Raw genomic sequence first — 24,613 nt, forward strand, 5'->3', positions numbered from 1 at the left:
TTCTCGGAGCTAAACGGTTCTGTCCCGACCTCTTCTATATACTACTCCTTTTCAGAAGTCGCGGCGAGTTGTTCTTGCAATTCACCTAAAAGTTCAATTTGAATATTTTGGATTTTCACCAAATTTTCTAGTTGATTATTGATAATATAATCCATTTTCTCATGTAATAAATTAATTTCTACTTCTGCTTTTAAGTTAATTTTATAATCATTATTCGCTTGTTCTCTGTCACGGGCTTCTTGTCTGTTTTGACTCATCATAATAATCGGTGCTTGGATAGCTGCTAAACAAGATAAGGCGAGATTTAGCAAAATATAAGGATATTTGTCAAATGGTTGTCCCAATAAAGTGGTAGAGTTAATCACGATCCAAGCAATCAACACGAAGCAAAAGAAGCCAATAAACACCCAGCTACCGCCAAATTTAGCAATGGTATCCGCTGCTCGTTGGCCAAAGGTTAATTTCTTTTCCATCTTTTCATTCATATTATTGGAAATCAGCTTATCTTCTTTGATATGTTGAACCACCAATTCATTCAGTTGTTGGATTTTTTCAGAATCATTTGCGACCAATTGTTTCATGTAATCCAAACGATAATTAAGTAACTCCGCCAATGTAATCATCGATTCAGCTGTCAATTGTGGATTGTTTTGGAGAATAAAAGCTTGCGTTTCCTGTTCTATATCTTGAAGATAAATGTTTTTTTTCGTTGGTTCACCAATAACAACTTGTTTATTTTTTGATTGTTTCATCTTCGTCACTCCCTTTGATCGTTCTTCCCTTTATTTTAATATAAAGTCTCTCAGAAGAAACCTAAAAAGGCTTTGGGAGTGATCGTTGTTACTTCTGCTTTAAAATTTAACAGTTAAATTGGTTACATCATGGAACAACGAACCAATTAATTCTTTGTATTTCGCTGGATTCACACAGTTAGTTAGCAATATGACCCCTGTCTTCATATCTTTTGAAAATAAAACCAGGGCTTGTTGACCCGCTTCAACGCCGTGTAAACGTAAATAATTATCATGAACATAGATGCCGCCATGATAAGAGCTTTGCTGAGAAGACGTCCATAATTTTTGCAAAAGTGCGGTGGAAACTAAATGTCCACTCGTTAATTGATGTAAGTACCAATACAAATCACCTGTCGTCATATCCACATTACCAGTCCCAAATTCATGGGCAAAACTAGCTGCAGGAATTGAGAGCACTTGGTTATATGAATTATCTTCTGTCCATTTATAACTTGTTGAATTATTGGGCTGTTCCAATAAGGTTTCATAGAAGCCAAAATTCTTTAAACCAGCCGTTTTGTGATAAAGATTATTAAATAATTCTTGATAGGTACGTTGATACATTTTCTCTAACATTCCTGCTAAAAGGACAAAATTTACTGGGGAATAATTGTATTTTCCTTTATTGACTTGAATGGTATTTTGTTTAACAAATTGAATAATTTCTTCATCGGTAACGATATTATTAGGCATTGCTGATAACTTTAAACCACTTGTCATATTCAACATATCGCTAATCGTAATATCCTCAGCACCTTGAATTTGCGGATAAAACGTAGCGAGTTTTGTATCTAATGTAAGTTTACCTTCTTCAATTGCTTTTAAGATCAAGGTTGTGGTAAAAGATTTTTGAATTGAGCCAATCTGAAACCTTGTGTTTGGCGTGTTGGCTTGTTGCTTTTCAAAATTGGCAAAGCCATATCCTTTATTTACTAAAACCTGATCATCTTTAATGATCAAAGCCGAACCAATATAATTTGTTTCTTGAATTTTTTGATCAAGTTCGCCACTATCTGGTGCAACTATTTCTTTCGTTAAATTCGCATAATTATCACTTCGGCGATCTTCTTCCAAGACCACTTTCGATTCTTGACTAACTTGTGAATCTCTAGTGAAAAAGAACGTTTTTATTAAATAACCACTACCACCAATCACCACCAACAAACATACTATAAAAAGCCAATTCACTCCTCCATGTCTTTTCTTTGCATGTCGTTTACGCATACCGCTTACCTCCGCCTATTCTATTAACAGCATTATCATACGCTATATTTTCATGAAAATTACAGATTTTAGTAAAATTTATAAAACTTTCAACTTTTATAAAAAACAGCTTGGCACCGGAATCTAGATTGATTCTGGTGCCAAGCTGTTTTTTATTTACTTTCTTGCCCCATCACAGCAAAGTAATTATCATCGTTATCTGCAAAATTAAAAACTAAGCCTGTTGGCAATTGAACCATTTCACCAACAGTAACGCCAGCCTCTTGCATTTTTTTATAGAGACCAATGATATCATCGCTAGCAAACATTAAAGAAGGGGTATTCCCCGCCACTTCTGGTGAATGTTTTTGAATAAAGGCCAAATCATATAAAACAATAATCGCTTCTGCTGATTCACTTGGTGCAATTTCTACCACCAATGTGCCGTCAACTTCCTCTCTTTCCTTTTCAACAAAGCCAAACGTTTGCCAAAATTGACTAGATTCCTCAACATTATTCACATATAACATAATCTTTACTTGGTTTGAAAACATTCCTTCACGTCCTTTTGAATTTAGTTAACAACTTATTATATACGTTCTTTTAAATAATTACTGCACTTTCGCTTAAAATTCAAAAAAAGTGTTTGAGCAAGACATTGCTCAAACACTTTTCGTTTTATTGATTTAGATATTTGCATCTAAGACAACGTCGCGATCATTTAAGACATCACGATCTAATTCATGAATACGAGCACTTGTTAACACGCCTGCAACCATACTATCGTTAACGTTAACAGCTGTCCGCGCCATGTCAATAAGTGGTTCAACTGAAATTACTAAACCAACAATTGCAACTGGTAAGTTCATTGCGCCTAAAACGATTAGAGAAGCAAAGGTTGCTCCGCCGCCGACACCGGCTACGCCAAATGAACTGATTGTGACAACTGCTACTAACATTAAAATAAATTGTAAACTAAAGACATCAATTCCAACAGTTGGTGCAACGATGGTTGCTAACATAGCTGGATAAACGCCGGCACAACCATTTTGTCCAATAGATAAACCGAAACTACCAGCAAAGTTTGCTGTGGCATCATCGACACCTAATGCTTTGGTTTGTGTTTCAATATTTAATGGTAAAGCTCCTGCACTTGAACGAGAAGTAAAAGCAAAGCTCAAGACTGGAAAAACTTTTTTTAGATACGTAACTGGATTGACTTTTAAAGTAATTAAAATCAGCATGTGAATGGCAAAAACAATGATTAAGGCCACATATGATGCCAACACAAATTTACCTAAGTTAATAATCGCAACAAAATCACTTGTTGCTACAACATTAATCATTAACGCTAACACGCCATAAGGGGTCAAGCGTAAAACTAAGGTAACAATTCGCATGGTAATTTTATATAAACTATCAATTAAATTTGCAAAAAATTCAGCTTCTTTTGGCGCTTTACGACGAACGCCTAAATAAGCGACACCAACAAACGCAGCAAAGATTACCACCCCAATGGTACTCATTGGTCGTGTTCCCGCAAAGTCAGCAAAGACATTTTTAGGAATGAATGAAACGATTTGTTGGGGAATCGTCAAATCTTGAATCGCATCTTGACGCGTCGCTAACTCGGCAATTCTTGACGTTTCTGCAGCACCTTGCGTGAATTTTGCCCCTTGAAGACCAAACGCTAAGGTTGTTCCAATCCCCACCAAGGCAGCTACTGCTGTTGTTCCTAGTAAGGTGGCTAACACATTAAAGCTAATTTTTCCTAATTTATTGGATTCTTTCATTTTTGTAAATGCACCTACAATAGATACAAATACTAACGGAATTACGAGCATTTGTAGAAACGCTACATAACCATTACCTACAATCCCGATCCATTCCATTGATTGCGTAGTAATTTTACTGTCTGTACCAAAAGCAAATTGAATAATTGCACCTAAAACAATCCCCACGCCCAATGCTGAAAAGACACGTGTTGAGAATTTTAAATGTTTCTTTTGCATTTGGTAGAAACCGAATAACACAGCAATAAATGCAAGGATCACTAATACAGTGATGAATGTTGTCATTTTAGTTCCTCCCTATGTTTTTAATGACAAGTACATCAAAGGAAGTAAAGGTTCCCGGTACTCACTCTCCAGTAAATACCCTGAAAACAGCAAACTGTTTCCAGTGATAGTTCTATTGTACCTTATTTTATAGCAAATAGTGGGATAATTTGCTTACTTTTTGATAGAAAATAACCGTTGTGATAGTTTAAAACTATCACCAAGCGTTGTTTTACTAGTCACTGTAAAAATAATTTGTTTTTTGTCCTCTTTCTTTTAAGCTGACGTGGTATACTTAGTTCTAGGAGGTGTAAGCGTATGCAAAAAATTTGTTGGATCCTTTCTGTCAACCGTGATGGAGCGACGTTGTTTGTGGGGAGCCCTGCAAATGGAGGTCCTTGGCTCTTTTCAAATAAAGAGCAGCAAAACATCAAAGCCTTTTTTCAACCAACCTATGAAATTGACTTTATCAGTTATGATGTTCTTTCAGAGGAAGTACCAGAAGCTGCGTTCATTTTGTACAATGAAATGCTCGCTCCCTATCTTCCCGAAAAAATCACCAAAGTTGGTCAGCCGATTGCTTATGTGGATATCGCTACAAAAAATTATGAACAGTTTAAAAAAGCTTTGGTTGCTAAATCTTCACAAGAATAAAAACAGCGTTTATAACGGAATCCGTTATAAACGCTGTTTTTAAAGTTTAAGCTTCTTCTGATTGTTGAAAATTCAATTGAACACCTGGACGATCCAGAGCAATTTCAGTTACTTCATAAGATAAACGTTCGACGATGCTAAATAAAGGACGCACAAGTTCATCGACTTCTTCTTGCGAAATATCTTCTTGTTTTTCAATTTTACGATCAATAATGTGATTAATTTGGCTAATCGCCCCTGATAAAACAAATTCGTCAAAGACAATTCGAAATTCTAAGCGAGCAACAAGTGCTGAGCTATTTTCTGGATAATTTTCTTCTTCTACTTCAATTGGTGAAAAACTGACACGTAAATCTGTCTCTACTTCTGAATCAGGTACTCGCATATCATAGTGATACGCTTCAACAATTTCTTGTTGGCGTTTAATTTCCATTGTTTTTTCTCTCCTTTTTTAACAAGATATTCCCCTTTTAGAATATCCAATGGTTTCTTTTCTCAAGTATACCACAAGTCCGAAAGTTGCCTAGACCAAAAAACACAGAAGATCAGACTTTTTTGATAAATTGATTTTGACAGTTTGAACAAGTGACTTTGATTGTTCCTCGTCCTTTCGGCGCACGTAATGACTGCTGACATTTTGGACATTTAAAATAACGATACTCTTTCTGAGTCATATGTCGCTTGCGAAAAGCATGAACCTTTTGCATTAGGCGTTGTTTTCGAAGAATAAACCATTGATTTTCATTCAATCGCGGGTGAATATGTTTTGAAAAAAAGCGATAATACACGTAGGCGACTGTGATTAAAATCAATAACCGAACCCAAAGATAGCCAGTAAAAATATTGATGAGCGCCAGCACGACACTTGTTAGCAACAGCGTTCGATTCAATTCATCGAACCGGGCATAACGTCCTTGTAAAAATCGTTGCGCTTTTTTGCGCCAACGTAGAATGCGTTCAAACCAAATTTGGCTCATTTATCTTCCTTCTTTCGAGCATTATTTTTTGAATAAATGATTGATTTACAGAAACTTTCAATCAAAATTTACACTTACTAAGTCCAAATTTTGAACAACTGTCGGTTATTTTCGATGGTATACTTCTAGAGAAGTCAGGTCAACCGATGAATGACTTCGTTGATAATAGCTACCGCTATTTTATACAAACTTAAACTGTCGATAGATAGATTATCCGATTTTAACTTAGGGGAAGGTTAAAATCCGATTCTATAATTTAGCACTACACTCCTTTATTTAGTAGCAACTTTAGCCTATCTATCCACATTTTAAGTCAAAAAGAAGCAAGTCCGGACTTGCTTCTTTTTATTTATCTTTCTAATTCTTCAATTTTCTTCTCAATTAACGCCAAGACATATTGACACGCTTCAGGATCTTCGACAAAATCATATTTATCGCCATCAATTTGAATTTTAGGACTTTCATCATAGTCTTCATACCATTGATCATAACGCTCGTTCAACATTTGATAGTAATCATACAACGTTGGATCTGTCTCAATTTGTTCATAAGGACGGCCACGTTTTTTGATGCGTTCCAACATTTTGGGAAATGAAATACGAATGTGAACTAACAAATCAGGTCTTTTTTTATGCGCAGCATAAGGCAATTCTTGGAGCATGTTTTGTAATAAGTCATCGTACACTTTGACCTCTGTTTCGTTGGCACGACCTAAATCTGCATTTAAATGAAAAAGTAATGAATCTTCATAAATCGAGCGATCCAATACATTATTTTCATGCGTTAATGCTTGTTTAATACTATCAAAACGTTTATTTAAAAAATAAATTTGTAATAAAAATGCGTACTTTTCCGGTTCCGCATAAAATAAAGGTAATACCTCATTATCATCAACTGATTCGTAAAAGGCTTCTGAACCTAAACGGTTTGCAATTAAAGCTGTTAAACTAGATTTACCAGCGCCAATCGTACCTGCTAAAACAATCACTGCCATCGAACTCCCTACCTATTTTTTTCCATTTTATTTTTTATCTTCAACCAATTAAACATACCAAAAATTGAGTTAAAAGTATACATACAATACATAACAAATATCGCATAATCACCACCAGCGTGCGTCCCTGCTCGGAACCATAACAAAATTGAAAAAATATTTCCTAGTAGCCAAAACACGAATTGCGATTGATAACGTTTAATCATCAATAACATCCCTGTCGCTGAAACACTGAACGTGATTGCATCTAATGTTTGTTGCGCATCATTTACAAAGCCTAACAAAATATATGCAGCTACGCCAATGAGCAGCCACGTGAAAAAGGCATACAACCACTGAATACCTTTTAAAACTTTTACTTCGGTTACTTGACCCGAGCCATCCTCGCTAGCCCGAAGCCAAGCATAAAGCCCTGTAATGTCCATAATAATATAGAAGCTTTGTAAAAGAACTTCCGCATATACCCGTGTCACTAACCCAAAATAGCCAATAATCACTGCACTGATTAACCCAAAAATGTAATTGCTGACTTTTCCTTGGGCAATTAAATTCACACAAATGATGCCGGCTAAACCACCTACTAACGTAATCCAATTCGATGGATTGATAGCGAACGCAACCAACTGTACCCCCACCATCAAAGCTAAAAACAAGTAACTTCTCGTTTCCCAACCTTTAAAATCATTCACCAAAAAATTCTTATTCACGACAAATTTCCGACCTTCCTAAAACCAAACTTTTCTCTGTTGACGTCTCAATAAGAGTACTCCGTTTTAAAAAACAAGTCAATCAGATTTCGGAATAAAAAGAAGATTTTAATACTATATATTGATTCGAAAAATATCAAAACACTACATATAGTTATTAAGCAAGCTTTCTGATATCCTTTATTGCCACAATATTTTCTTCATCTTGTTTTAATCTTCTATGTATTCATGGATTTGTTTCCATCTAATAATTCCTGCAGCAGAACCCTTTACGACGGTAGCGCTTCAAATTAATATTGCGAAAGCGGAAGCAACCGCACATATTTATACTTCAAACACAGCCATCGTTCACTCTTTTTATTGAAATGCTTAAAAATTGATGGCCTTATTTCTCGAATCTGGCCACTTATTAACTTATTACATGAAAACATTCGCCTAAAAAAGCAAAAAAAAACGACTCACCTAAATAATCGACCTACAAACAATTCCTTTCATTTGTAGGTCGATTATCTTTATTAGGTTTGATACGGATGTTTCGCCATTCCTAGTTTCCCTTTACTGCTCATCTCTATTTATTTTTTTACTGTTTGCCAACAGCTCGTTGTCTGAAAGTACTATCCGTCCTTTTGTACTTTGTTCAAAGCTGTAAGCTTGCTCAAATAACGTTTGCTCTTTATTGGCAGTTTGTGTAAAAGTCAGCCCATAAGGTTGTCCTTCACTGTTTTTCGCCAAAGGAACAGTCAATTCAGGATATCCTGCCACAGCACTTAAACCCGTACCTTCAGAATCAATAAAGGCATATCCGTCTAATTGTTGTTTTTTTAGCAACGCATCAAACGTTTGCTGTGCTTTTTTAATGGTTGTTTGAATGATTTCTTTATCTGGTTGTTTCTTTTTAACATCTGCTTCTAATAAATCTTGCCCATACTTGGCACGAACCTTTTTATCTTGTTGATTATACGCAATTAGTTCCTCCAGTGTTTTAAATGGTAAGTCATAACGTTTCGCAAATTCTTCCAATGCAAACTTAAATTCATTGGAAATAACTTTCCCACCATCAATCCCTTCCATGTCTGGCGTTACCGGAATCACTTCTGCTCCTGCTTTTTGGAGGGCCTTTTTAGCAGCCGTAAATTCTTCTTCAGCACTTGGCATTTCTAGCAACCCAATGCGTTGACCTTGTAAGTTATTTTTAGTAAATTTCGTTGAATCAATGCTCGGAACCGTGTCTTTCTTAAACGCATTATAGCCTTGCGCAGCATCAACGACACTTCGGGCAATCGGGCCAACTGTATCTAATGACGGTGCCAATGGCAAAACACCTTCGCCACTTACTGAACTGTGGGTCGGTTTAAAACCAACCACTGATTGATGAGAAGCGGGGGAAACAATCGATCCCATCGTCTCAGTGCCTAAAGAGAAGGCGCCGATATTCATCGTCACACTAGCCCCACTCCCAGAACTTGAACCTGAAGGTGTTATTTTGAGCGGCCCATAAGGATTAAGTGTTTGTCCATGCTTGGAACTATAGCCACTTGGTGCTTTCATTGACATATAATTCGCTAGTTCAGATAAGTTTACTTTTCCTAAAATCAAAGCTTGCGCCTCTGTTAACTTCTTAACTACTTCCGCATCTTCCTTAGGCTTGAACGTGCGTAAGGCATAAGCTCCTGCACTCGAAATCATGTTGGTCGTATTTATATTTTCTTTCAAAGTCACAGGAATACCATACAAAGGCTTCTTCGGTGTTTGAGAGGCTTGCTGGTCAAATGCCTTGGCTTCCTTAATTGCTTGCGGATTGATTTCAGAGATGCTGTTCATGCCATTATCTATTTGATCGAACTGTAAAATACGGTCCAAATAAAACGCCGTAAGTTCTTCATAGGTCAATGTTCCGTTGGCAATCGCTTGCTGTAATTCAGTGATATTTTTTTCAATAATCAACGGTGCTTTGGTCCGAGCTTTTTGTACATCTGTTTCTTTTAATTGGTCTTCAATCGTTTTAACGATTCTCTCTTGATTGTACATTGCTGGGGTTTCTGCCTCAGGAGTGAACTTTTTGAGTATAAACCAATACGCTGCAGCGCCTATTATGACTAACAAAACAGCAATTATTCCGATTACTTTTAAAAATTTAGACATTTTTATCCTCCTATACCATTTAAAGATTATCTTACTATGTTTATTTTTGCATGACAACTAACAGTTTTGTTCGTTAAAAAGACAAAATAGAGAGTAGGACATCTGTCAAAACGACCGATGTCCTACTCTCTAACGATTAAGATAGTCCGCTAAATGCGTTTGTTTTAGTCTTTTATAAAAGTTAAATACTGAGAATTTATTGTGTAATTCGTGTACCACTTTCTCCTTTGATTGCTTCCGAAGCTAATTCTAAAAGCCCGATAATCGCCTGGCGGTTTGGTTTACTTTCTGCAAAACTGATGGCCGCTTCCACCTTAGGTAACATACTACCTGGCGCAAATTGATTTTCTTCTATATATTGTTGCATTGCCGTAACCGTAACATCGGTCAAAGCTTGTTGATTTGCTTGACCAAAGTTAACAAAAACATGTTCCACTGCAGTTAATACCACAAAAACATCTGCTTCAATGAGTTCAGCCATTTTTGCTGCCGCAAAGTCTTTATCAATGACTGCATCTACACCATGATAGACTGGACCATCATAGGCAATAGGAACCCCGCCACCACCACAAGCAATTACGATTTGTCCTGCATCAACAAGTGTTCGCAAGCTAACTTTTTCGTAAATATCAATTGGTTTTGGTGAAGGAACTACCCGTCGCCAGCCTCGACCCGCATCTTCTTGATAGACGTTCCCAGTTTCCGCCATCAACTGTTTGGCTGTTTCTTCGTCATAATAACCACCAATTGGTTTTGTTGGTTTTGTAAACGCTGGGTCTTTTGGATCCACCACGACTTGTGTAATTAACGTAACAACTGGTTGTTCCCCTAAATTTCTGGCTACTAGTTCTTCATCAATTGCTTGTTGTAAATGATAGCCAATATAGCCTTGGCTCATTGCTGTGCATTCAGGAAACGGCACGACATCTTCTGGAGATTGACTCGTTTCCTCAAAAGCTAAGCGAATTTTGCCAACTTGTGGCCCGTTGCCATGAGCAATCACCACTTGATGGCCTTGTTCAATTAAATCAACAATGGATTTTGCAGCGGTTTGTGCTTTTGCCAATTGTTCTTTCGAAGAATTTCCTAACGCATTTCCACCTAATGCAATCACTATTTTTGACATCTGTTTCCCTCCTAGCGCTTTGGTTCTTGTTGTGTGATACAGTGAATATTGCCGCCCCCATAAACAACTTCTACCGTATTAACGCCGACAATTTTTTTATCTGGGAACATCGTTTGAACTTGCTCTAAAGCCAAATGATCATTTTCATCACCATACTGTGGCACAATCACGCCATCATTTGTAATTAAAAAGTTCATATAGGATGCGATACAAATATCGCCGTCTTCTCGTGGCATGGTTCCTTCCACGAAATCAATTTTGAAGGAGCCTTTAATGGTTACATTTTTGACAGGACAGCATAATTTGTGGACTTTTAATTGGCGTCCTTTAGCATCAGTCATTTTAAGCAAACGTTGATACGCATCTTGTGCCGCTTCATAAAATGGGCTATTTTGATCTTCAGTGTAAATACAAGCCACTTCACCAGGTGCAATAAAACAAGCTACATCATCCACATGACCATTGGTTTCTTCTGGGTCAATTCCATCACCTAGCCAAAGAACTTTTTCAACATTTAAATAGTCGCATAATTTTTGTTCGATTGCTTCTTTTGAAAGTTGTGGATTTCGACCTTCACTTAATAAGCACATTTCTGTAGTCAAGACTGTTCCTTGTCCATCTACGTGGAATGAACCGCCTTCTAAAACAAAATCATCTGTACGATAAGAATCTACATGCTCAATTTCACAAATTTTTTGTGCAACCAAATCGTCTTGGTCCCAAGGGAAATATAAACCATCTACTAATCCCCCCCAAGCATTGAATGTCCAATCCACACCACGGATTTCTCCATGGTCGTTAATGACAAATGATGGTCCACAATCACGAACCCAGGCATCATTGTTTGACATTTCGTAAACCGTAATTTCTGGCGGCAATTGGCGACGGCAATTTTGAAATTGTTGTTGAGAAACCACCACATTCATCGGTGTAAATTGACTAATTGCTTTGGCCACATTAGTAAAAGCTTCTTGGACAGGTTTACCACCATCACGCCAATTATCCGGTCTTTCTGGCCAAATCATCCAAACTTTCTCTTGTGGTTCAAATTCTCCTGGCATTCTAAAGCCATCTTGTTTAGGGGTACTTCCTACAATTCGTTTAGCCATTTTCTTTCGTTCCCTTCTTAATTTTTTTCACGTAAATAATTACTTCACCAAACAGAATAAAAATGATTGCCCCAATTGTGATTGGTAATTTTTCATTTAATGCTGCGGGACTAAAATCTAAAGGCACTGCTGTGAAAATCAGTGAAATAATAATCATAATCATTGGCAAAACCACTAAAACTTTTAAAAATCCTGGTTTTCCGTTAACTTTAAACGGACGTGGTGTATCGGGATCAATTTTTCTAAGCTTATAAAAAGCTGGGAAAACTGGGATATACGATAACAAGAATAGGACGACATTCAAGGAGAAAAAGGCCCAGAATAAATCTTGATTAGGTAAAATTGGTGCTAATACAATGACCACCGATGCCACAATGCCATTCATCAAAGCAGCCCCAATTGGCATGTCATTTTTCTTACTACGTTTTTCAAAAAATTTAGGCATGTCACCATTTTCAGCAGCATAACAAGCTGTATTATTGACTCCTAATGACCAAGAAATCATGTTTCCGAACAACGTAAGAAGGAATAGGAAAGCCATCAACATAATGAACCAACCTTCTGTCGAGCCTGTCAATAGTTTAAAGCTATCCATCATACCACTGCCGGTACTAATTTGATCGGTGGGAATCGCTACCCCAATTCCAAAGGCTGAAAAAATATAAATGGCCGCAATGACTAACCCCGCTGCTACAATAGCTTGTGGAATTTGCTTCTTAGGATTTTCCATATCATCTGCAAACGTACAGATGACTTCAAACCCTAACAAATTAAAAATGATTACAGAAATAAAAGATAAACTCCTTAAGTCAAACGTTGGCAGCATTGATTTCAAGGTAAATTCATTGGCAACACCTTTCGTCAAGGCTACATACAATCCTAGCCCACCAATTAAGACAGCTAAAACCATCTTGATTACGGCAGCTCCATTTAGAATCCAGATACTGTCGCTGACTGGATAAAAACTAATCCAAACCACAATCCAAGTAAAAATTAATTCAACAATAATCATCATCGGTGTTGAAAACTTAATACCTGTAATTGTCGTTAATAGTTCTGGCGTCATAACGGCTAATGAAGCTAGCCACAATGGATAATTAATCCAATAATACCAAGAAACTCTGGCACCCCAACGATGACCATATGCTTTGGTCACCCAATCATAGATGCCCCCTTCACCAATATAAGTTGTTCCTAATTCTGATGAAATTAACCCATATGGCAATAGGAATGCAATTAATAAGAAAATCCACCAAAAAAACTGAGAATTACCAATTGCAGCAACAGGCGCCGCTGCTTCAGCAACGAAAACCACACAGATCACTGATAAAATGGCACTCGTTAAACTAAATTTCTTTTTCCCCTCCATGAAGACTCTTCCTCTCTTTATAAACTGTCCACTGATTCATTTTTTCAATCAGTGGACAGTTGGCCGTTAAATGCTTTGAGTGTCTAAGAAAACTTCTAGTTCTTTTTTCGCTTCTGCTTGCTTGATTAAATCATAAGGATTTTTTGCTTCATAATCATTCATAAGATATACTAATAAGCCACGAATAGATGTTAAACGGTTTTCTGCTTCATCGAAACAAATAGAATTTTTACCGTCAATTACTTCATCAGTTACTTCTTCCCCACGTGTTGCTGGTAAACAGTGCATGAATTTACAATTGGCACCTGCCCGATCCATCATTTCTTGATTCACTTGATATTTTGGATAGAAAACCTTCATACGTTCTTCTTCAGATAATTCCGCTTCGTACAAGCCATACCAAACATCCGTGTACAAGAAATCAGCGCCTTCAACAGAACTTGCATCATCTGTGACCAAAAAGCTACCGCCTGAAACTTCACAATTTTTTGCTAATTTCGCTTGATGCTCTTCATTTAATTGGAAGCCTTCTGGACCGAAGTGAACAAAATTCATGCCCATTTTTGTTGTGATTAATCCTAAAGAAAAACAAACTTGTGTCGCATCTCCGACAAAGACAACTTTACAATCTTCTAATTTTTTGCCTTCTGGTAAATGCTCAACCATGGTACACAAATCACCTAATTCTTGGGTTGGATGATTGTAATCAGACATACCGTTAATGACTGGGATGGTAGCACAATTAGCTAAATCAACAATACTATGGTGACGTTCCACACGAGCCATCAAAATATCTACTAAACGTGACAATACACGGCTGGTATCTTCAATCGTTTCATGTCCCCCTAATTGAATTTGACCAGGTGCTAAATATTCGCCATGTCCGCCTAATTGTTCCATTGCAGTTTCAAAAGATACTCGTGTTCGAGTTGAAGATTGTTGGAAAATCATTCCTAAAGATTTGTTTTTTAACAGTTGCGGATAATACCCATTTTTAATCGCTTCTTTAATTTTTAATGATAAATCGACTAAGTAGTGCATTTCCTCTTTCGTATATGTTTCTGTTGTAACGTAATCTCTTTTCATGATGTGTTCCTCCTAAAAGTTGTTTTTGTTTACACATTGACTTTACCAAGTTTAGCGAAGAGTTTACTATCCACCAAAAGTTAGAAAACGCTTTCTTTTTCGGCGTAATTTTTCATTAAAAAAAGTTTATTTATGGTTATAAACCGTTGGTACACCAGGGGTTTATAAAAGTTTAGGCGGATTTCTCTCTAATTTCTGACCAATCATAGATTTGAAAATGGTATAATTATTTTGAAAAATCATTCACTTAAAATAAAAGATGAAAGGGGTTTCCAATCGTGACATTTGTTTTTATTTATAACATCTTGTTGATTATTTTATATTCGTTTACTTCAACCTTTACCTTAAATCTTTACTTGAAAAATAAACAACCGATTTTTTTATTGCTTCTCTTTTTAATGGTTATTTTTATTTGTGACAATGTGATTGTTTATATGACTGAGTTCATTAATTCGTTTGCAACCGAATATAATCAGACCTTTATGACCGCACCTTTTTTAAAGACCATCATTTTTATTTGTTGTAATTTTGCCTATCTGGCTATTATCAATACTATTAGTGGTCGTCCTTTTAAAAATTATCAATTTGTCTGGTTATTTTTAATTGGTTTATGGATGCTAGCTATTCCATTTTCACAAAATTCCGCCTTAAAAGTTTGGTTGTACTATTTACCCAATCAGCTATTTTTAATTTACCTTGGATGCTATGCGCTCTATCAACTACGAATAGATCCTTTATCAGCCCTTGCGAAAAAATATCTTCGTTTTATTGGTTGGCTAAGCATTGGTTTCGGTGTGGCGATTCTTTTGGAAGATACCTTCGTTATTTTTAACATTGACCAATATTCTGATATTGTCTTTAAAATTAACAACCGAAACGTTTCTGAAGATATTTATACAATCATTCTCTCCATCGCCATTATCTACTTCTGTAATCGTGATTTTCCTCTGTCGGTTCTTGAAAAAGACGCTGCTAAATTGGAAGAAAATCAATCAGATGAACCCGTACTTTTGGCGCCTTTTTGTGATGCCTATCAATTAACGCAGCGAGAACGAGAAGTGCTTTCGTTACTTTTAGAGTGCAAAACAAATCAAGATATAGCCAACGAACTATTCCTATCAATCGGGACAGTAAAAACACATATCCACAATATTTTCGTTAAATTAGAAGTAAACAAAAGAGCAGAAGTTTTTGTCAGTTATCAACTTTTTTCTCAACAACAAACTGAACATTTAGCGAGATAATTAAAAAGGAAGCCTCTCCGTGATCGGTGGCTTCCTTTTTGATTAACTATTTTCTTGTACTTGTCGAACTCTCTTTTCAATTTCTTGAAAGTTAATAATTTTAGCTTGGCGATGAATTTCTTTTCCTTCATAGTATAAGATAATGGTCGGTGCAGAAAAAGCATTTAATTGTCCAATTATTTCTGGACTTTTATCAGCTTCTGCAATGTATGTAGGAAATTCATATTTTGTTGCAATTTTTTCGACAATCGGTTTATCAACTGTACAAACACTACAATTTTTTGCTGTCAAAAAGACGGCTTGTAGACGATTGTCTGTAATTTTTTCTTCTAATTCTTCTAATGTTGTTACATATTCCACTGAATAGCCCTCCTTGTCTTTTGTCTAAAATAACAGATTTACTAGCAAAATAACAACTTATTTGTTTGGCTAGGAATGCTTTAACAAAAAAGTTGTCGCCCATTTTATTAATGGGCGACAACTTTTTACTGATAACCGCTTATTTATTAAAAATTTTAGGCCCTTTGCGCATGTTTTTACGATCATTTTTGGGAGTTTCCATTTTTTTAGAACGGCCACCACCTTGTTTCTTTTTAATTAATTCTAACATTTTTTCTTTTTCATTCATTTAATCCACCGCCTTTGTTAATAACGTGACAGATTCAATGTGGGTCGTTTGTGGGAAATTATCCACTGGTTGAATTTCTTTTGCTTCATAGCCACCTTCTGTTAATAATGCAATGTCGCGAGCGAGTGTGGCTGGATTACAGCTGACATAAACAATTCGTTCAGGTTGCGTTTCAATTAATGTGTTTACTAATTGACCGTCTAACCCTTTCCGTGGTGGATCCACCACCACAACATCTGGTTGCAAGCCATTTTCAACTAATTTTGGCAATAATTCTTCCGCTAAACCAGCCGTGAAAGTGGCATTCTCAATGTTGTTTAATTTAGCATTATTTTCTGCATCTTTGACCGCTTCTTCAATTACTTCAATACCGTAAACTTGCTTTGCATCTTGGGCTAAAGTTAAGCCAATCGTTCCAATCCCGCAATAGGCATCCACCACAATTTCATTGCCTGTTAAAGCCGCATACTCTTTAACTTTTTGATACATCACTTCTGTTTGTTGTGGATTTACTTGATAAAATGAACGCGCGGAAATTTCAAATTTCAAATCAAAAATAGTATCTGTAATTTTTTCAGACCCATGTAATAAGATGGTTTCGTCGCCAAAAATGACATTGGTTCGTTTTGGATTTACATTTTGTACAATGCTGACTACTTCCGGAATAGCTTCCAAAATATCTGGCACAATTTTACTAATTGGGAATAATTTCGGTGTTCTCGTAATTAGAACAACCATCATCTCCCCAGTATGGTAGCCACGACGAACGACAATATGGCGTAAGTTCCCTGTATTATCAGATTCGTTATAAGGTTTTACGCTATATTTACGCATAATGTCACGGATTTTAACAATTGCTGCATCAATTTCTGGGTCTTGAATATAGAAATGTTCCATCGGAATTAAATCATGGCTATTTTTCCGGAAAAAACCTGTTTGTAGTTGGTTGTCAATTTTACGCACGGGAATTTGTGCTTTGTTCCGGTAATGCCACGGATCGTTCATCCCAATTGTTGGTAAAACAGGGACTTCTTGCAATTTAGCGACACGTTGCATAACATTTTCTACTTGTTGTGTTTTAAATGATAGTTGGGCGCCGTACGCTAAATGTTGCAACGGACTAATCCCGACTTTTGTAAAGTTTTCATCTTTCACGGGCACACGCTGTTCACTGCTTTTTAGGACAGTCAATACTTTCCCATAACCAAAACTTTTGCCTGTTTTTAAGACTTTGATTTCAAGTTTTTCACCTGGTAAGGCATTTTCAATAAATAATGGATAATGGTCCACTTTTGCCACGCCTAAACCTTCATGCGTCAAGTCAATGATTTCTACTTCAATGACGTCATTTTTCTTTACTGGATAATTTTTCATAAGTCGCTCCTTCTTTTTATACACTTCACTCATTCTAATGAAAATACCTAAGAAAAGCAACAACGAATTTTCATGGCGATTTAGCAATTCCGTTTGAGCTTTTTGGGTAAATAAAAGAATGAGACCCTTTCCCTTAGTCAAAAAATAGCCAATGAAAGATCTTATCAACTAAATCTTTCATTAGCTATTCACGGACTACCTAGTGCTTTTCTTTTTCCGCAATCTTTCCATCGCCATCAATATCTTCGTCTGTTAGTCGTTCAACTTCTTTGACAAATTCTTTGCTGGCTTCGTTATATGCTTCTTCCTCTTCGTCTTCTGATTCTACGACAATCTCATCGCTACCAGTTAAGACAGAACCCATAATTGCATTGGACGGCAGTGCATCACCATTTGCAAAAATTTCAATGTGTTGATGCATATTTTTAAAGGTCATTGGAGCATCGCCTCCATATTCACCATCTAAATTAATCATCATTTTATTGTTCTTTTCTAACGTTTCTGCATGTAAATAGCTGGTCTTTGTATAGATCAGTCGATGATCTTCAACATGCTTTCCACCATTTAACATTAACGCAACTAAATGAAGAATCTCAAAAATATTGGCTGTTTTTACAATGATTAATGAAAACTTACCATCGTCTAATTTAGCATCTGGTACGATTTGCTCAAAACCACCCACCGAGTTAGTCAGCCCTAGGAAAAACATTGATGCATTGCCTTCGTACACACCTTCATCATACGTCATGCGCATTTTAATCGGCTTCACTCGCGGCAACATTTCGGCTCCTTTGGCTAAGTACGCTAAGTAACCAAAAATACTTTTCAACTCTGACGGAACTTCATAAGTCAGTTCCGTTAAATGACCACCCGCCGCAATATTGATAAAGTAATTTTTGCCGGCTTGGCCAATATCCATTTTGACAGTTTGATTTTTTTTAATCACTTCTGCTGCCTTAACGATATTATCACGAGGAATCTTCAAGGCCCGTGCATAGTCATTCGTCGTTCCAGCAGGAATAATAGCCATTTTAGGGCGCCGCTTCAACGGAGCAATCCCATTCACGACTTCATTAATGGTCCCATCTCCACCTGCAGCTACTAGTAAATCAAATCCTGCCCGCGCAGCACGATGTGCTTCATTGCGTGCTGAATTTTCTTCTGGTGTGGTCGCAAATGCACTGGCTTCATAACCACATTCTTCTAAAATAGATAAAATATCGGCTAAGTTCTTTTTGATTAACTCTTTTCCTGACGTTGGATTATAAATCACTCTAGCTTTTTTCATGGTTTGCCTGCTACTTTCTTATCGTTTTGAAAGCTCTTCTTGCAATAACTTGTTAACCACACCTGGGTTTGCTTGTCCACGAGTTGCTTTCATAATTTGTCCAACAAGGAAACCAACTGCACGGTCTTTTCCGTTTTTAAAGTCATCAATTGATTGTTGGTTGTTGTCTAAAACTTCGTTAATCATTGGTAATAATTGCGCTGGATCAGATAATTGAACAAGGCCTTTTGCTTCGACAACTTCTTTAGCATCTCCACCGTTTTCAATTAACTCTTTGAACACTTTCTTCGCAATTTTCGAGCTGATTGTGCCATCGTTAATCAAAGTAATCATACCCGCTAGATTTTCTGGTGTCAGTTTAGTATCGGCTAATTCAACTTTTTCACTGTTTAAGTAAGCAGAAACTTCGCCCATTAACCAGTTTGATGCTTGTTTCGCATCTGCACCGTTTGCTAAAGTTGCTTCAAAGAAATCTGACATTTCTTTCGTTAAAGTCAAGACCATTGCGTCGTATTCAGGTAACCCTAATTCACTGATATAACGGGCACGACGTGAGGCTGGCATTTCTGGCAAACTAGCGCGAACTTTTTCAATCCATTCATCATCAATTGAAAAACGAGGAACATCTGGCTCTGGGAAGTAACGGTAGTCACTTGAGCCTTCTTTAACACGCATAAGCAACGTTGTACTAGTTGCTTCATCAAAGCGGCGTGTTTCTTGTTGAATTTCGCCACCAGATAATAGGACTTTGGCCTGGCGTTTTTCTTCATAAGCTAAACCTTTTTTTACAAAGTTCATAGAGTTCAAGTTCTTTAATTCCGCTTTAGTACCAAATTCTTCTTGACCATACGGACGTAAAGAAATATTGGCATCACAACGCATAGAACCTTCTTCCATTTTCACATCAGAAACTTCTGTAAATTGGATAATTGAACGCAACGCTTCTAAATAAGCATACGCTTCTTCTGGTGAACGCATGTCTGCTTCAGAAACGATTTCAATTAAAGGCGTGCCTTGACGATTCAAGTCTACATAAGAATAGCCATCTGTGCCGTGAATATTTTTCCCAGCATCTTCTTCTAAATGCACACGTTCAATGCGAATTTTTTTCTTTTTGCCTTCGACTTCAATTTCAATCCAACCATCATGTCCGATTGGTTGATCAAATTGAGAAATTTGGTATGCTTTCGGGTTATCTGGGTAAAAATAGTTTTTACGGTCAAAATGTGTTTCTTTTGAAATTTCACAGTTCAAGGCAAGTGCTGCTTTCATGCCAAATTCTAAAGCACCTTTATTCATCACAGGTAAAACACCTGGGTAACTCCAGTCAACCACGTTTGTGTTGCTGTTTGGTTCTGCTCCGAAATGCGCTGGCGCAGAGGAGAAAATTTTAGAGTTGGTTTTCAATTCTACGTGGACTTCTAATCCAATGACAGTTTCAAAGTTCATTAATCGTTCCCCCCTAAAATGACTGGTTTTTTCGTATGGAAATCTGTCGCTTGTTCAAAAGCATAGGCTGCTTTATACATTGTATGTTCGTCAAAATGTTTTCCAATAATTTGTAAACCAACTGGCAATCCTTCTGAGAAGCCTGCTGGAATTGACATGCCTGGTAACCCAGCTAAGTTAACAGGAACAGTTAAAATATCATACATATACATCGTGATTGGGTCATTGATATTTTCACCCAAACCAAAAGCAACAGTTGGTGTTGATGGGCCAATGATTAAGTCATAATCCGCAAAGACATTCTCAAAATCTTGTTTGATTAGTGTACGGACTTGACCAGCCTTTTTAAAGTGCGCATCATAATAACCAGCACTTAAAGAGAAGGTTCCTAACATAATCCGACGTTTGACTTCAGTACCAAAGCCTTCGGAACGCGAATTAACATAGACGTCTTCTAGATTTTGGACATTTTCGGAACGGTAACCATAACGAATGCCATCAAAGCGTTGTAAGTTTGAACTTGCTTCTGAAGAGGCAATAATATAGTAAGCGGCAATCCCATATTTAGAATGTGGTAAGCTAACTTCTTCCACTGTTGCGCCTAAAGCTTTGAACGTTTCTGCTGCTTTTAATACCGCTTCACGAACATCAGGTTGTACCCCTTCACCTAAGTATTCTTTTGGTAAAGCAATTTTCATGCCTTTGATGTCGCCAGTTAAATCTGCCGTAAAATCAGGAACAGAAACGCCTGCAGAAGTGCCGTCTTTTTCGTCATAACCACTAATTGCATTTAAAGCTAAGGCATTGTCTTTAACATTTCGTGTCAATGGACCAATTTGGTCTAAACTTGAAGCAAAAGCAATCAAACCAAAACGAGACACACGTCCATAAGTTGGTTTCAAGCCCACAATACCGTTGAATGCGGCTGGTTGGCGGATACTACCTCCTGTATCGCTCCCTAAAGAAACTGGGACTTGTCCGGCTGCGACAGCAGAAGCTGAACCACCAGAAGAACCGCCAGGAACTTTGGTTTGATCCCAAGCATTTTTTGTTTTCTTGAAGTAAGACGTTTCCGTACTTCCGCCCATGGCAAATTCATCCATGTTCAATTTTCCGACAGGAATCATATCTGCTTGATAGACTTTATCCATCACGGTCGCATCATAAATTGGGTCAAAATTGTGTAACATTTTTGAGCCAGCTGTTGTTAAAATATCTTTTGTGACAATGTTGTCTTTAATCCCAATAGGAATCCCAGCTAATGGATTACTTTCAGTGATGCCTTTTAAGTCAATCGCTTTGGCTAATGCCATTGCTTTTTCTTCACTAACTGTGATAAAAGAACCTAGTTGTTCTTCTGTATCTTGAATACGATTTAATGTTTCTTCGGTTAAATCAACTGCAGTGATTTCTTTTGAGACCAATAAATCATGTAACTCTGTTAACGATTTGTCGTATAATTTTTCCATTAGGCTCCTGCCTCCCCGTTATCCATAATTGCAGGCACTTTAATGTAACCATTCTCTGATTCCGGAACATTCCGCATTAATTCTTTACGGTCCATTCCTGGTGTCGCTACGTCTTCACGCATGACATTGATTGATTCATTCACATTTGAAGTAAAAGGAACCCCGGTTGTATCTACTTCTTCTAGTAATTCCACCATATCAATAATTTTATCTAGTTGATTGGTAAAGTCCGCTAATTCTTCTTCGGAGAAAGATAATTTTGATAATTTAGCGACATGTTTGACTTGTTCTTCTGTAATTGCCATAGATACCCTTCTTTCTATCATTTACTGAAATTTTCATTTTCAGATTAATCAATTGGATTGTATTTCTTTAAACAGCTTAGCACAGCTGTTCACTCTGTTCCTATTCTACCATAAAATGGTCGGATATTTTAGATGAAACCTTGAATTTCATTGATAATTTGTCGCTCGCAAAAATGACGGAAACATGTTATTATGAAAATGAAAAGAGAGATATGCAGGAACATACCTCTCTAGTAGCCACTACTAGTTATAAGAACTAGCGGCTTACTGAGTTATTGGTTTTATTTCAAACGCTTAACCGTTCAGCTCCTCAAAGCTTATGAACGGTTATTTTTGTTGTCTAAGACAAGCGCTAAGATAACGAAGATAATGGTCACAACAAGTGTTGCAAAACCAATCATCAGTCCCAACGCTGCTTCAACGGACAAAAACATTGCTCCTTTCATTAAGATAAGAAGAATTGCGCATAAGCATCAACCTCCTTTCTCAACTCAGAAAGTCCTCGTTCATATAACTTTTATGACTAAAATAAGCATACCATCAAATTACTACATAAAATCTGACAACGTTAATTTTTCTTCTTAAAAATGACTTGCATCTAACGCATCGACCATTTCTTGTTCATTCCAAACGGTCACGCCTAAGCTTTCAGCTTTGGTTAATTTACTGCCTGCATCTTCGCCAGCAACCACAATGTCAGTTTTTTTCGAAACACTCCCTGTAACTTTTCCACCAAGATTTTCAATTTTTTCTTTGGCTTCTTCGCGAGTGTACTGCGCTAATTTTCCTGTTAAAACAACTGTTTTGTCTTTGAAAGGTGACTCCACTTCTGCTAATTGTTCTGTCCGGAGACCTTTATATGTCAAGTTCACTTGGGCTTTTTCCAGTTCAGCCATTAATTCATGAACTTCCTCATTTTCAAAATACGTCACAACGCTGTCTGCGATTGTTTCGCCAATTGAATCCAAAGCCACAATTTCTTCCGCGGTTGCACGACTTAAGGTTGGTAAATCACCAAAATGCTCCGCTAAAATTTTCGCCGCTTTCGCCCCCACATGGCGAATCCCTAAGCCAAAAATCAAACGTTCGACAGAGTTTTCTTTACTCCCTTGAATGGCAGTATAAATGTTGTTTGCTGATTTTTCTTTGATTTTATCCAAAGTCATTAATTGTTCTTCTGTTAAGAAATACAGATCCGCTACGTCTTTCACTAATCCTTTGTCATACATTTGTGCTAACACTCGTGGCCCCAAGCCATCAATGTTCATTGCGTTTCGTGAGACAAAGTGATTCAGCCCTTCTTTAATTTGCGCAGGGCATTTTGGATTAATACAACGTAACGCCACTTCCTCATCTAAATGCACCAACTCACTATGACAAATTGGACAATGTGTCGGCATTTCATAAGGCTGACTATCGGCTGCACGTTTTTCAACTAGCACTTGCGCTACTTCTGGGATAATATCGCCGGCTTTGTAAATAATAACATGATCATTTAAACGGATATCTTTCATTTGAATAAAATCTGCATTATGCAAACTTGCCCGACTAACCGTGGTTCCCGCGACTCGTACAGGAGCCATGACCGCAGTAGGAGTGACCACCCCCGTGCGCCCAATTGTCCATTCAATATCTTCCACTACTGTTTCTGCTTCTTCTGGTGGAAATTTGTAGGCAATCGCCCAGCGAGGTGCTTTGACAGTGAAACCTAATTCATCTTGCAACGCAAATTCGTTCACTTTAATCACAATTCCATCGATTTCGTATGGCAAAGTGCTCCGCTTTTCATGGTATTCTTCAATGTAGGCCCAAACTTCATCAATTGACTGACATAATTGCCGTTCGGGATTGGTTCTAAAACCAATTGCAGAAAGCTCTTCTAATGCCTCAAACTGCGTCTTCGCTTTCATTGGTCCAAAGTCAGCAACTGTGTATAAAAACGTATTTAAGTTCCGTTTAGCCACAATTTTTGTATCTAGTTGGCGCAAGCTTCCCGCCGCTGCATTCCGAGGATTGGCAAAAATATCTTGGCCATTTTCTTCACGTTCTTCATTCAATGCGACAAAGGATTGTTTAGGCATGTAGCACTCGCCACGAACTTCCACTGAAATGGGCTCCGTTAAACGCATCGGTACAGAGCGAACCGTTCGTAAGTTCTCTGTAATGTTTTCACCAACCGTTCCATCGCCTCGTGTTGCTCCGCGTACAAACACCCCGTTTTCATAACGTAATGAAATTGCTAACCCATCAATTTTTAACTCACAACAGTAAGCAACGGGTTTACCAATCGCCTTACGAACACGTTCATCAAAAGCAAAAATGTCTTCCTTGCTAAACCCATCATTTAAACTATACATTGGAATGTCATGCGGAGCTTTTTCAAAACCAGATAAAACTTTGCCACCTACACGTTGTGTCGGCGAATCTGGCGTGATTAAATCAGGAAACTCCGTTTCAATATCGACTAACTCTTTATACAAACGATCGTAAACATAATCTTCTACGGATGGTTGATCTTTGACATAATATTCATGGGAATATTGATTGAGTTGTTTTCTTAATTCTTGCGCACGAGTTGTCGCCGCCGTTAATGTTAATGGTTGTTGTTCCATCGTAGAACTCCTCCTCATAAGCGTAA

General features: G+C 37.3%; 25 protein-coding genes. 3 read left to right on the forward strand and 22 right to left on the reverse strand.

The annotated features are described in order from the left end of the window. Nucleotides 1-41 precede the first annotated feature (41 nt). From HMPREF2810_RS03140 to HMPREF2810_RS03155, 4 genes are all read right to left on the reverse strand, one after another. Nucleotides 42-752 carry a DUF1003 domain-containing protein gene (locus HMPREF2810_RS03140; protein WP_002386953.1) on the reverse strand — a complete coding sequence of 237 codons (711 nt, stop codon included), beginning with the start codon at nucleotides 750-752 and terminating at the stop codon, nucleotides 42-44. 99 nt (nucleotides 753-851) lie between these two features. Continuing rightward, entirely contained in the window at nucleotides 852-2,018 is a 1,167-nt protein-coding gene (locus HMPREF2810_RS03145) for a serine hydrolase domain-containing protein (RefSeq protein ID WP_002386952.1), read from the reverse strand. A gap of 152 nt (nucleotides 2,019-2,170) precedes the next feature. Further along, nucleotides 2,171-2,551, reverse strand: a complete 381-nt coding sequence (locus HMPREF2810_RS03150; protein ID WP_002358720.1) for a VOC family protein — start codon at nucleotides 2,549-2,551, stop codon at nucleotides 2,171-2,173. 132 nt (nucleotides 2,552-2,683) lie between these two features. Further along, the gene (locus tag HMPREF2810_RS03155; RefSeq protein WP_002355598.1) at nucleotides 2,684-4,075 is read right to left on the reverse strand and encodes an L-cystine transporter; all 1,392 of its coding nucleotides are present in this window, start codon (nucleotides 4,073-4,075) and stop codon (nucleotides 2,684-2,686) included. 297 nt (nucleotides 4,076-4,372) lie between these two features. Here HMPREF2810_RS03155 and HMPREF2810_RS03160 point away from each other — a divergent pair, with 297 nt between their 5' ends. Beyond that, nucleotides 4,373-4,708, forward strand: coding sequence for a hypothetical protein (locus HMPREF2810_RS03160; RefSeq protein ID WP_002358719.1), 336 nt, complete (start codon nucleotides 4,373-4,375; stop codon nucleotides 4,706-4,708). Nucleotides 4,709-4,754: 46 nt separating this feature from the next. Here the strand turns inward: HMPREF2810_RS03160 and HMPREF2810_RS03165 are convergent, their stop codons facing one another. The 9 genes from HMPREF2810_RS03165 to ptcA form a co-directional block, all read right to left on the reverse strand. Next, the gene (locus HMPREF2810_RS03165; RefSeq protein WP_002358717.1) at nucleotides 4,755-5,141 is read right to left on the reverse strand and encodes a DUF1149 family protein; all 387 of its coding nucleotides are present in this window, start codon (nucleotides 5,139-5,141) and stop codon (nucleotides 4,755-4,757) included. A 112-nt stretch (nucleotides 5,142-5,253) separates the two neighbouring features. Beyond that, the gene (locus tag HMPREF2810_RS03170; RefSeq protein WP_002386950.1) at nucleotides 5,254-5,685 is read right to left on the reverse strand and encodes a hypothetical protein; all 432 of its coding nucleotides are present in this window, start codon (nucleotides 5,683-5,685) and stop codon (nucleotides 5,254-5,256) included. Between the two features lie 349 nt (nucleotides 5,686-6,034). Then, on the reverse strand, nucleotides 6,035-6,679 hold the full coding sequence (locus HMPREF2810_RS03175; protein WP_002355594.1) for a deoxynucleoside kinase: 645 nt from the start codon (nucleotides 6,677-6,679) through the stop codon (nucleotides 6,035-6,037). An 8-nt stretch (nucleotides 6,680-6,687) separates the two neighbouring features. Beyond that, nucleotides 6,688-7,386, reverse strand: coding sequence for a nicotinamide riboside transporter PnuC (gene pnuC, locus HMPREF2810_RS03180; RefSeq protein WP_002364798.1), 699 nt, complete (start codon nucleotides 7,384-7,386; stop codon nucleotides 6,688-6,690). Between the two features lie 555 nt (nucleotides 7,387-7,941). Then, nucleotides 7,942-9,528 carry an amidase family protein gene (locus HMPREF2810_RS03190; RefSeq protein ID WP_002386948.1) on the reverse strand — a complete coding sequence of 529 codons (1,587 nt, stop codon included), beginning with the start codon at nucleotides 9,526-9,528 and terminating at the stop codon, nucleotides 7,942-7,944. A 196-nt stretch (nucleotides 9,529-9,724) separates the two neighbouring features. After that, complete coding sequence (arcC, locus tag HMPREF2810_RS03195; protein WP_002363186.1) at nucleotides 9,725-10,654, reverse strand: carbamate kinase; 930 nt, start codon at nucleotides 10,652-10,654, stop codon at nucleotides 9,725-9,727. A gap of 11 nt (nucleotides 10,655-10,665) precedes the next feature. Beyond that, entirely contained in the window at nucleotides 10,666-11,763 is a 1,098-nt protein-coding gene (gene aguA, locus HMPREF2810_RS03200; protein ID WP_002363185.1) for an agmatine deiminase, read from the reverse strand. Then, on the reverse strand, nucleotides 11,756-13,132 hold the full coding sequence (locus tag HMPREF2810_RS03205) for an APC family permease (protein WP_002355588.1): 1,377 nt from the start codon (nucleotides 13,130-13,132) through the stop codon (nucleotides 11,756-11,758). The genes aguA and HMPREF2810_RS03205 overlap by 8 nt, the downstream gene beginning before the upstream one ends. Before the next feature lie 66 nt (nucleotides 13,133-13,198). Further along, nucleotides 13,199-14,218 (reverse strand): putrescine carbamoyltransferase, encoded by a 1,020-nt coding sequence (gene ptcA / locus HMPREF2810_RS03210; protein WP_002355587.1) that lies wholly within the window; start codon nucleotides 14,216-14,218, stop codon nucleotides 13,199-13,201. 398 nt (nucleotides 14,219-14,616) lie between these two features. Here ptcA and HMPREF2810_RS16155 point away from each other — a divergent pair, with 398 nt between their 5' ends. Beyond that, a complete protein-coding gene (locus tag HMPREF2810_RS16155) occupies nucleotides 14,617-15,462 on the forward strand; it encodes a helix-turn-helix domain-containing protein (RefSeq protein WP_002392183.1) in 846 nt (281 codons plus the stop codon). A 42-nt stretch (nucleotides 15,463-15,504) separates the two neighbouring features. Here the strand turns inward: HMPREF2810_RS16155 and HMPREF2810_RS03220 are convergent, their stop codons facing one another. The 8 genes from HMPREF2810_RS03220 to HMPREF2810_RS15975 form a co-directional block, all read right to left on the reverse strand. Then, nucleotides 15,505-15,822, reverse strand: coding sequence for a thioredoxin family protein (locus HMPREF2810_RS03220; RefSeq protein WP_002355583.1), 318 nt, complete (start codon nucleotides 15,820-15,822; stop codon nucleotides 15,505-15,507). A gap of 139 nt (nucleotides 15,823-15,961) precedes the next feature. Continuing rightward, a complete protein-coding gene (locus HMPREF2810_RS15970) occupies nucleotides 15,962-16,090 on the reverse strand; it encodes a hypothetical protein (RefSeq protein ID WP_002355577.1) in 129 nt (42 codons plus the stop codon). After that, nucleotides 16,091-17,464 carry a 23S rRNA (uracil(1939)-C(5))-methyltransferase RlmD gene (rlmD, locus tag HMPREF2810_RS03230; protein WP_002361260.1) on the reverse strand — a complete coding sequence of 458 codons (1,374 nt, stop codon included), beginning with the start codon at nucleotides 17,462-17,464 and terminating at the stop codon, nucleotides 16,091-16,093. 199 nt (nucleotides 17,465-17,663) lie between these two features. After that, entirely contained in the window at nucleotides 17,664-18,752 is a 1,089-nt protein-coding gene (locus tag HMPREF2810_RS03235) for a diacylglycerol kinase (protein WP_002355572.1), read from the reverse strand. 18 nt (nucleotides 18,753-18,770) lie between these two features. Further along, nucleotides 18,771-20,201: an Asp-tRNA(Asn)/Glu-tRNA(Gln) amidotransferase subunit GatB gene (gene gatB, locus HMPREF2810_RS03240; protein ID WP_002358703.1), complete on the reverse strand. Its 1,431-nt coding sequence runs from the start codon at nucleotides 20,199-20,201 to the stop codon at nucleotides 18,771-18,773. Continuing rightward, complete coding sequence (gene gatA, locus HMPREF2810_RS03245; RefSeq protein ID WP_002361259.1) at nucleotides 20,201-21,670, reverse strand: Asp-tRNA(Asn)/Glu-tRNA(Gln) amidotransferase subunit GatA; 1,470 nt, start codon at nucleotides 21,668-21,670, stop codon at nucleotides 20,201-20,203. The genes gatB and gatA overlap by 1 nt, the downstream gene beginning before the upstream one ends. Beyond that, on the reverse strand, nucleotides 21,670-21,975 hold the full coding sequence (gatC, locus tag HMPREF2810_RS03250) for an Asp-tRNA(Asn)/Glu-tRNA(Gln) amidotransferase subunit GatC (protein WP_002355569.1): 306 nt from the start codon (nucleotides 21,973-21,975) through the stop codon (nucleotides 21,670-21,672). The genes gatA and gatC overlap by 1 nt, the downstream gene beginning before the upstream one ends. A gap of 317 nt (nucleotides 21,976-22,292) precedes the next feature. Then, nucleotides 22,293-22,385, reverse strand: a complete 93-nt coding sequence (locus HMPREF2810_RS15975) for a putative holin-like toxin (RefSeq protein WP_306297391.1) — start codon at nucleotides 22,383-22,385, stop codon at nucleotides 22,293-22,295. On the opposite strand from HMPREF2810_RS15975, the gene HMPREF2810_RS16205 reads away from it, so the two are divergent. Next, the gene (locus HMPREF2810_RS16205) at nucleotides 22,345-22,560 is read left to right on the forward strand and encodes a hypothetical protein (protein ID WP_002399765.1); all 216 of its coding nucleotides are present in this window, start codon (nucleotides 22,345-22,347) and stop codon (nucleotides 22,558-22,560) included. The genes HMPREF2810_RS15975 and HMPREF2810_RS16205 overlap by 41 nt on opposite strands. On the opposite strand, the gene ligA is transcribed toward HMPREF2810_RS16205, so the two are convergent. After that, nucleotides 22,557-24,587 carry an NAD-dependent DNA ligase LigA gene (gene ligA / locus HMPREF2810_RS03260; RefSeq protein ID WP_002361258.1) on the reverse strand — a complete coding sequence of 677 codons (2,031 nt, stop codon included), beginning with the start codon at nucleotides 24,585-24,587 and terminating at the stop codon, nucleotides 22,557-22,559. The genes HMPREF2810_RS16205 and ligA overlap by 4 nt on opposite strands. Nucleotides 24,588-24,613: the final 26 nt, after the last annotated feature.

The organism is Enterococcus sp. HMSC078F03, from assembly GCF_001811595.1.
Taxonomy (GTDB): Bacteria; Bacillota; Bacilli; order Lactobacillales; family Enterococcaceae; genus Enterococcus; species Enterococcus faecalis.

Bases quoted from the DNA above. Each gene is read 5' to 3' on its own strand.
- HMPREF2810_RS03140 (WP_002386953.1), bottom strand. From the start codon at position 752: ATGAAACAATCAAAAAATAAACAAGTTGTTATTGGTGAACCAACGAAA.
- HMPREF2810_RS03145 (WP_002386952.1), bottom strand. From the start codon at position 2,018: ATGCGTAAACGACATGCAAAGAAAAGACATGGAGGAGTGAATTGGCTT.
- HMPREF2810_RS03150 (WP_002358720.1), bottom strand. From the start codon at position 2,551: ATGTTTTCAAACCAAGTAAAGATTATGTTATATGTGAATAATGTTGAG.
- HMPREF2810_RS03155 (WP_002355598.1), bottom strand. From the start codon at position 4,075: ATGACAACATTCATCACTGTATTAGTGATCCTTGCATTTATTGCTGTG.
- HMPREF2810_RS03160 (WP_002358719.1), top strand. From the start codon at position 4,373: ATGCAAAAAATTTGTTGGATCCTTTCTGTCAACCGTGATGGAGCGACG.
- HMPREF2810_RS03165 (WP_002358717.1), bottom strand. From the start codon at position 5,141: ATGGAAATTAAACGCCAACAAGAAATTGTTGAAGCGTATCACTATGAT.
- HMPREF2810_RS03170 (WP_002386950.1), bottom strand. From the start codon at position 5,685: ATGAGCCAAATTTGGTTTGAACGCATTCTACGTTGGCGCAAAAAAGCG.
- HMPREF2810_RS03175 (WP_002355594.1), bottom strand. From the start codon at position 6,679: ATGGCAGTGATTGTTTTAGCAGGTACGATTGGCGCTGGTAAATCTAGT.
- HMPREF2810_RS03190 (WP_002386948.1), bottom strand. From the start codon at position 9,528: ATGTCTAAATTTTTAAAAGTAATCGGAATAATTGCTGTTTTGTTAGTC.
- arcC (WP_002363186.1), bottom strand. From the start codon at position 10,654: ATGTCAAAAATAGTGATTGCATTAGGTGGAAATGCGTTAGGAAATTCT.
- aguA (WP_002363185.1), bottom strand. From the start codon at position 11,763: ATGGCTAAACGAATTGTAGGAAGTACCCCTAAACAAGATGGCTTTAGA.
- HMPREF2810_RS03205 (WP_002355588.1), bottom strand. From the start codon at position 13,132: ATGGAGGGGAAAAAGAAATTTAGTTTAACGAGTGCCATTTTATCAGTG.
- ptcA (WP_002355587.1), bottom strand. From the start codon at position 14,218: ATGAAAAGAGATTACGTTACAACAGAAACATATACGAAAGAGGAAATG.
- HMPREF2810_RS16155 (WP_002392183.1), top strand. From the start codon at position 14,617: ATGGTTATTTTTATTTGTGACAATGTGATTGTTTATATGACTGAGTTC.
- HMPREF2810_RS15970 (WP_002355577.1), bottom strand. From the start codon at position 16,090: ATGAATGAAAAAGAAAAAATGTTAGAATTAATTAAAAAGAAACAAGGT.
- rlmD (WP_002361260.1), bottom strand. From the start codon at position 17,464: ATGAAAAATTATCCAGTAAAGAAAAATGACGTCATTGAAGTAGAAATC.
- HMPREF2810_RS03235 (WP_002355572.1), bottom strand. From the start codon at position 18,752: ATGAAAAAAGCTAGAGTGATTTATAATCCAACGTCAGGAAAAGAGTTA.
- gatB (WP_002358703.1), bottom strand. From the start codon at position 20,201: ATGAACTTTGAAACTGTCATTGGATTAGAAGTCCACGTAGAATTGAAA.
- gatA (WP_002361259.1), bottom strand. From the start codon at position 21,670: ATGGAAAAATTATACGACAAATCGTTAACAGAGTTACATGATTTATTG.
- gatC (WP_002355569.1), bottom strand. From the start codon at position 21,975: ATGGCAATTACAGAAGAACAAGTCAAACATGTCGCTAAATTATCAAAA.
- HMPREF2810_RS16205 (WP_002399765.1), top strand. From the start codon at position 22,345: ATGGTCACAACAAGTGTTGCAAAACCAATCATCAGTCCCAACGCTGCT.
- ligA (WP_002361258.1), bottom strand. From the start codon at position 24,587: ATGGAACAACAACCATTAACATTAACGGCGGCGACAACTCGTGCGCAA.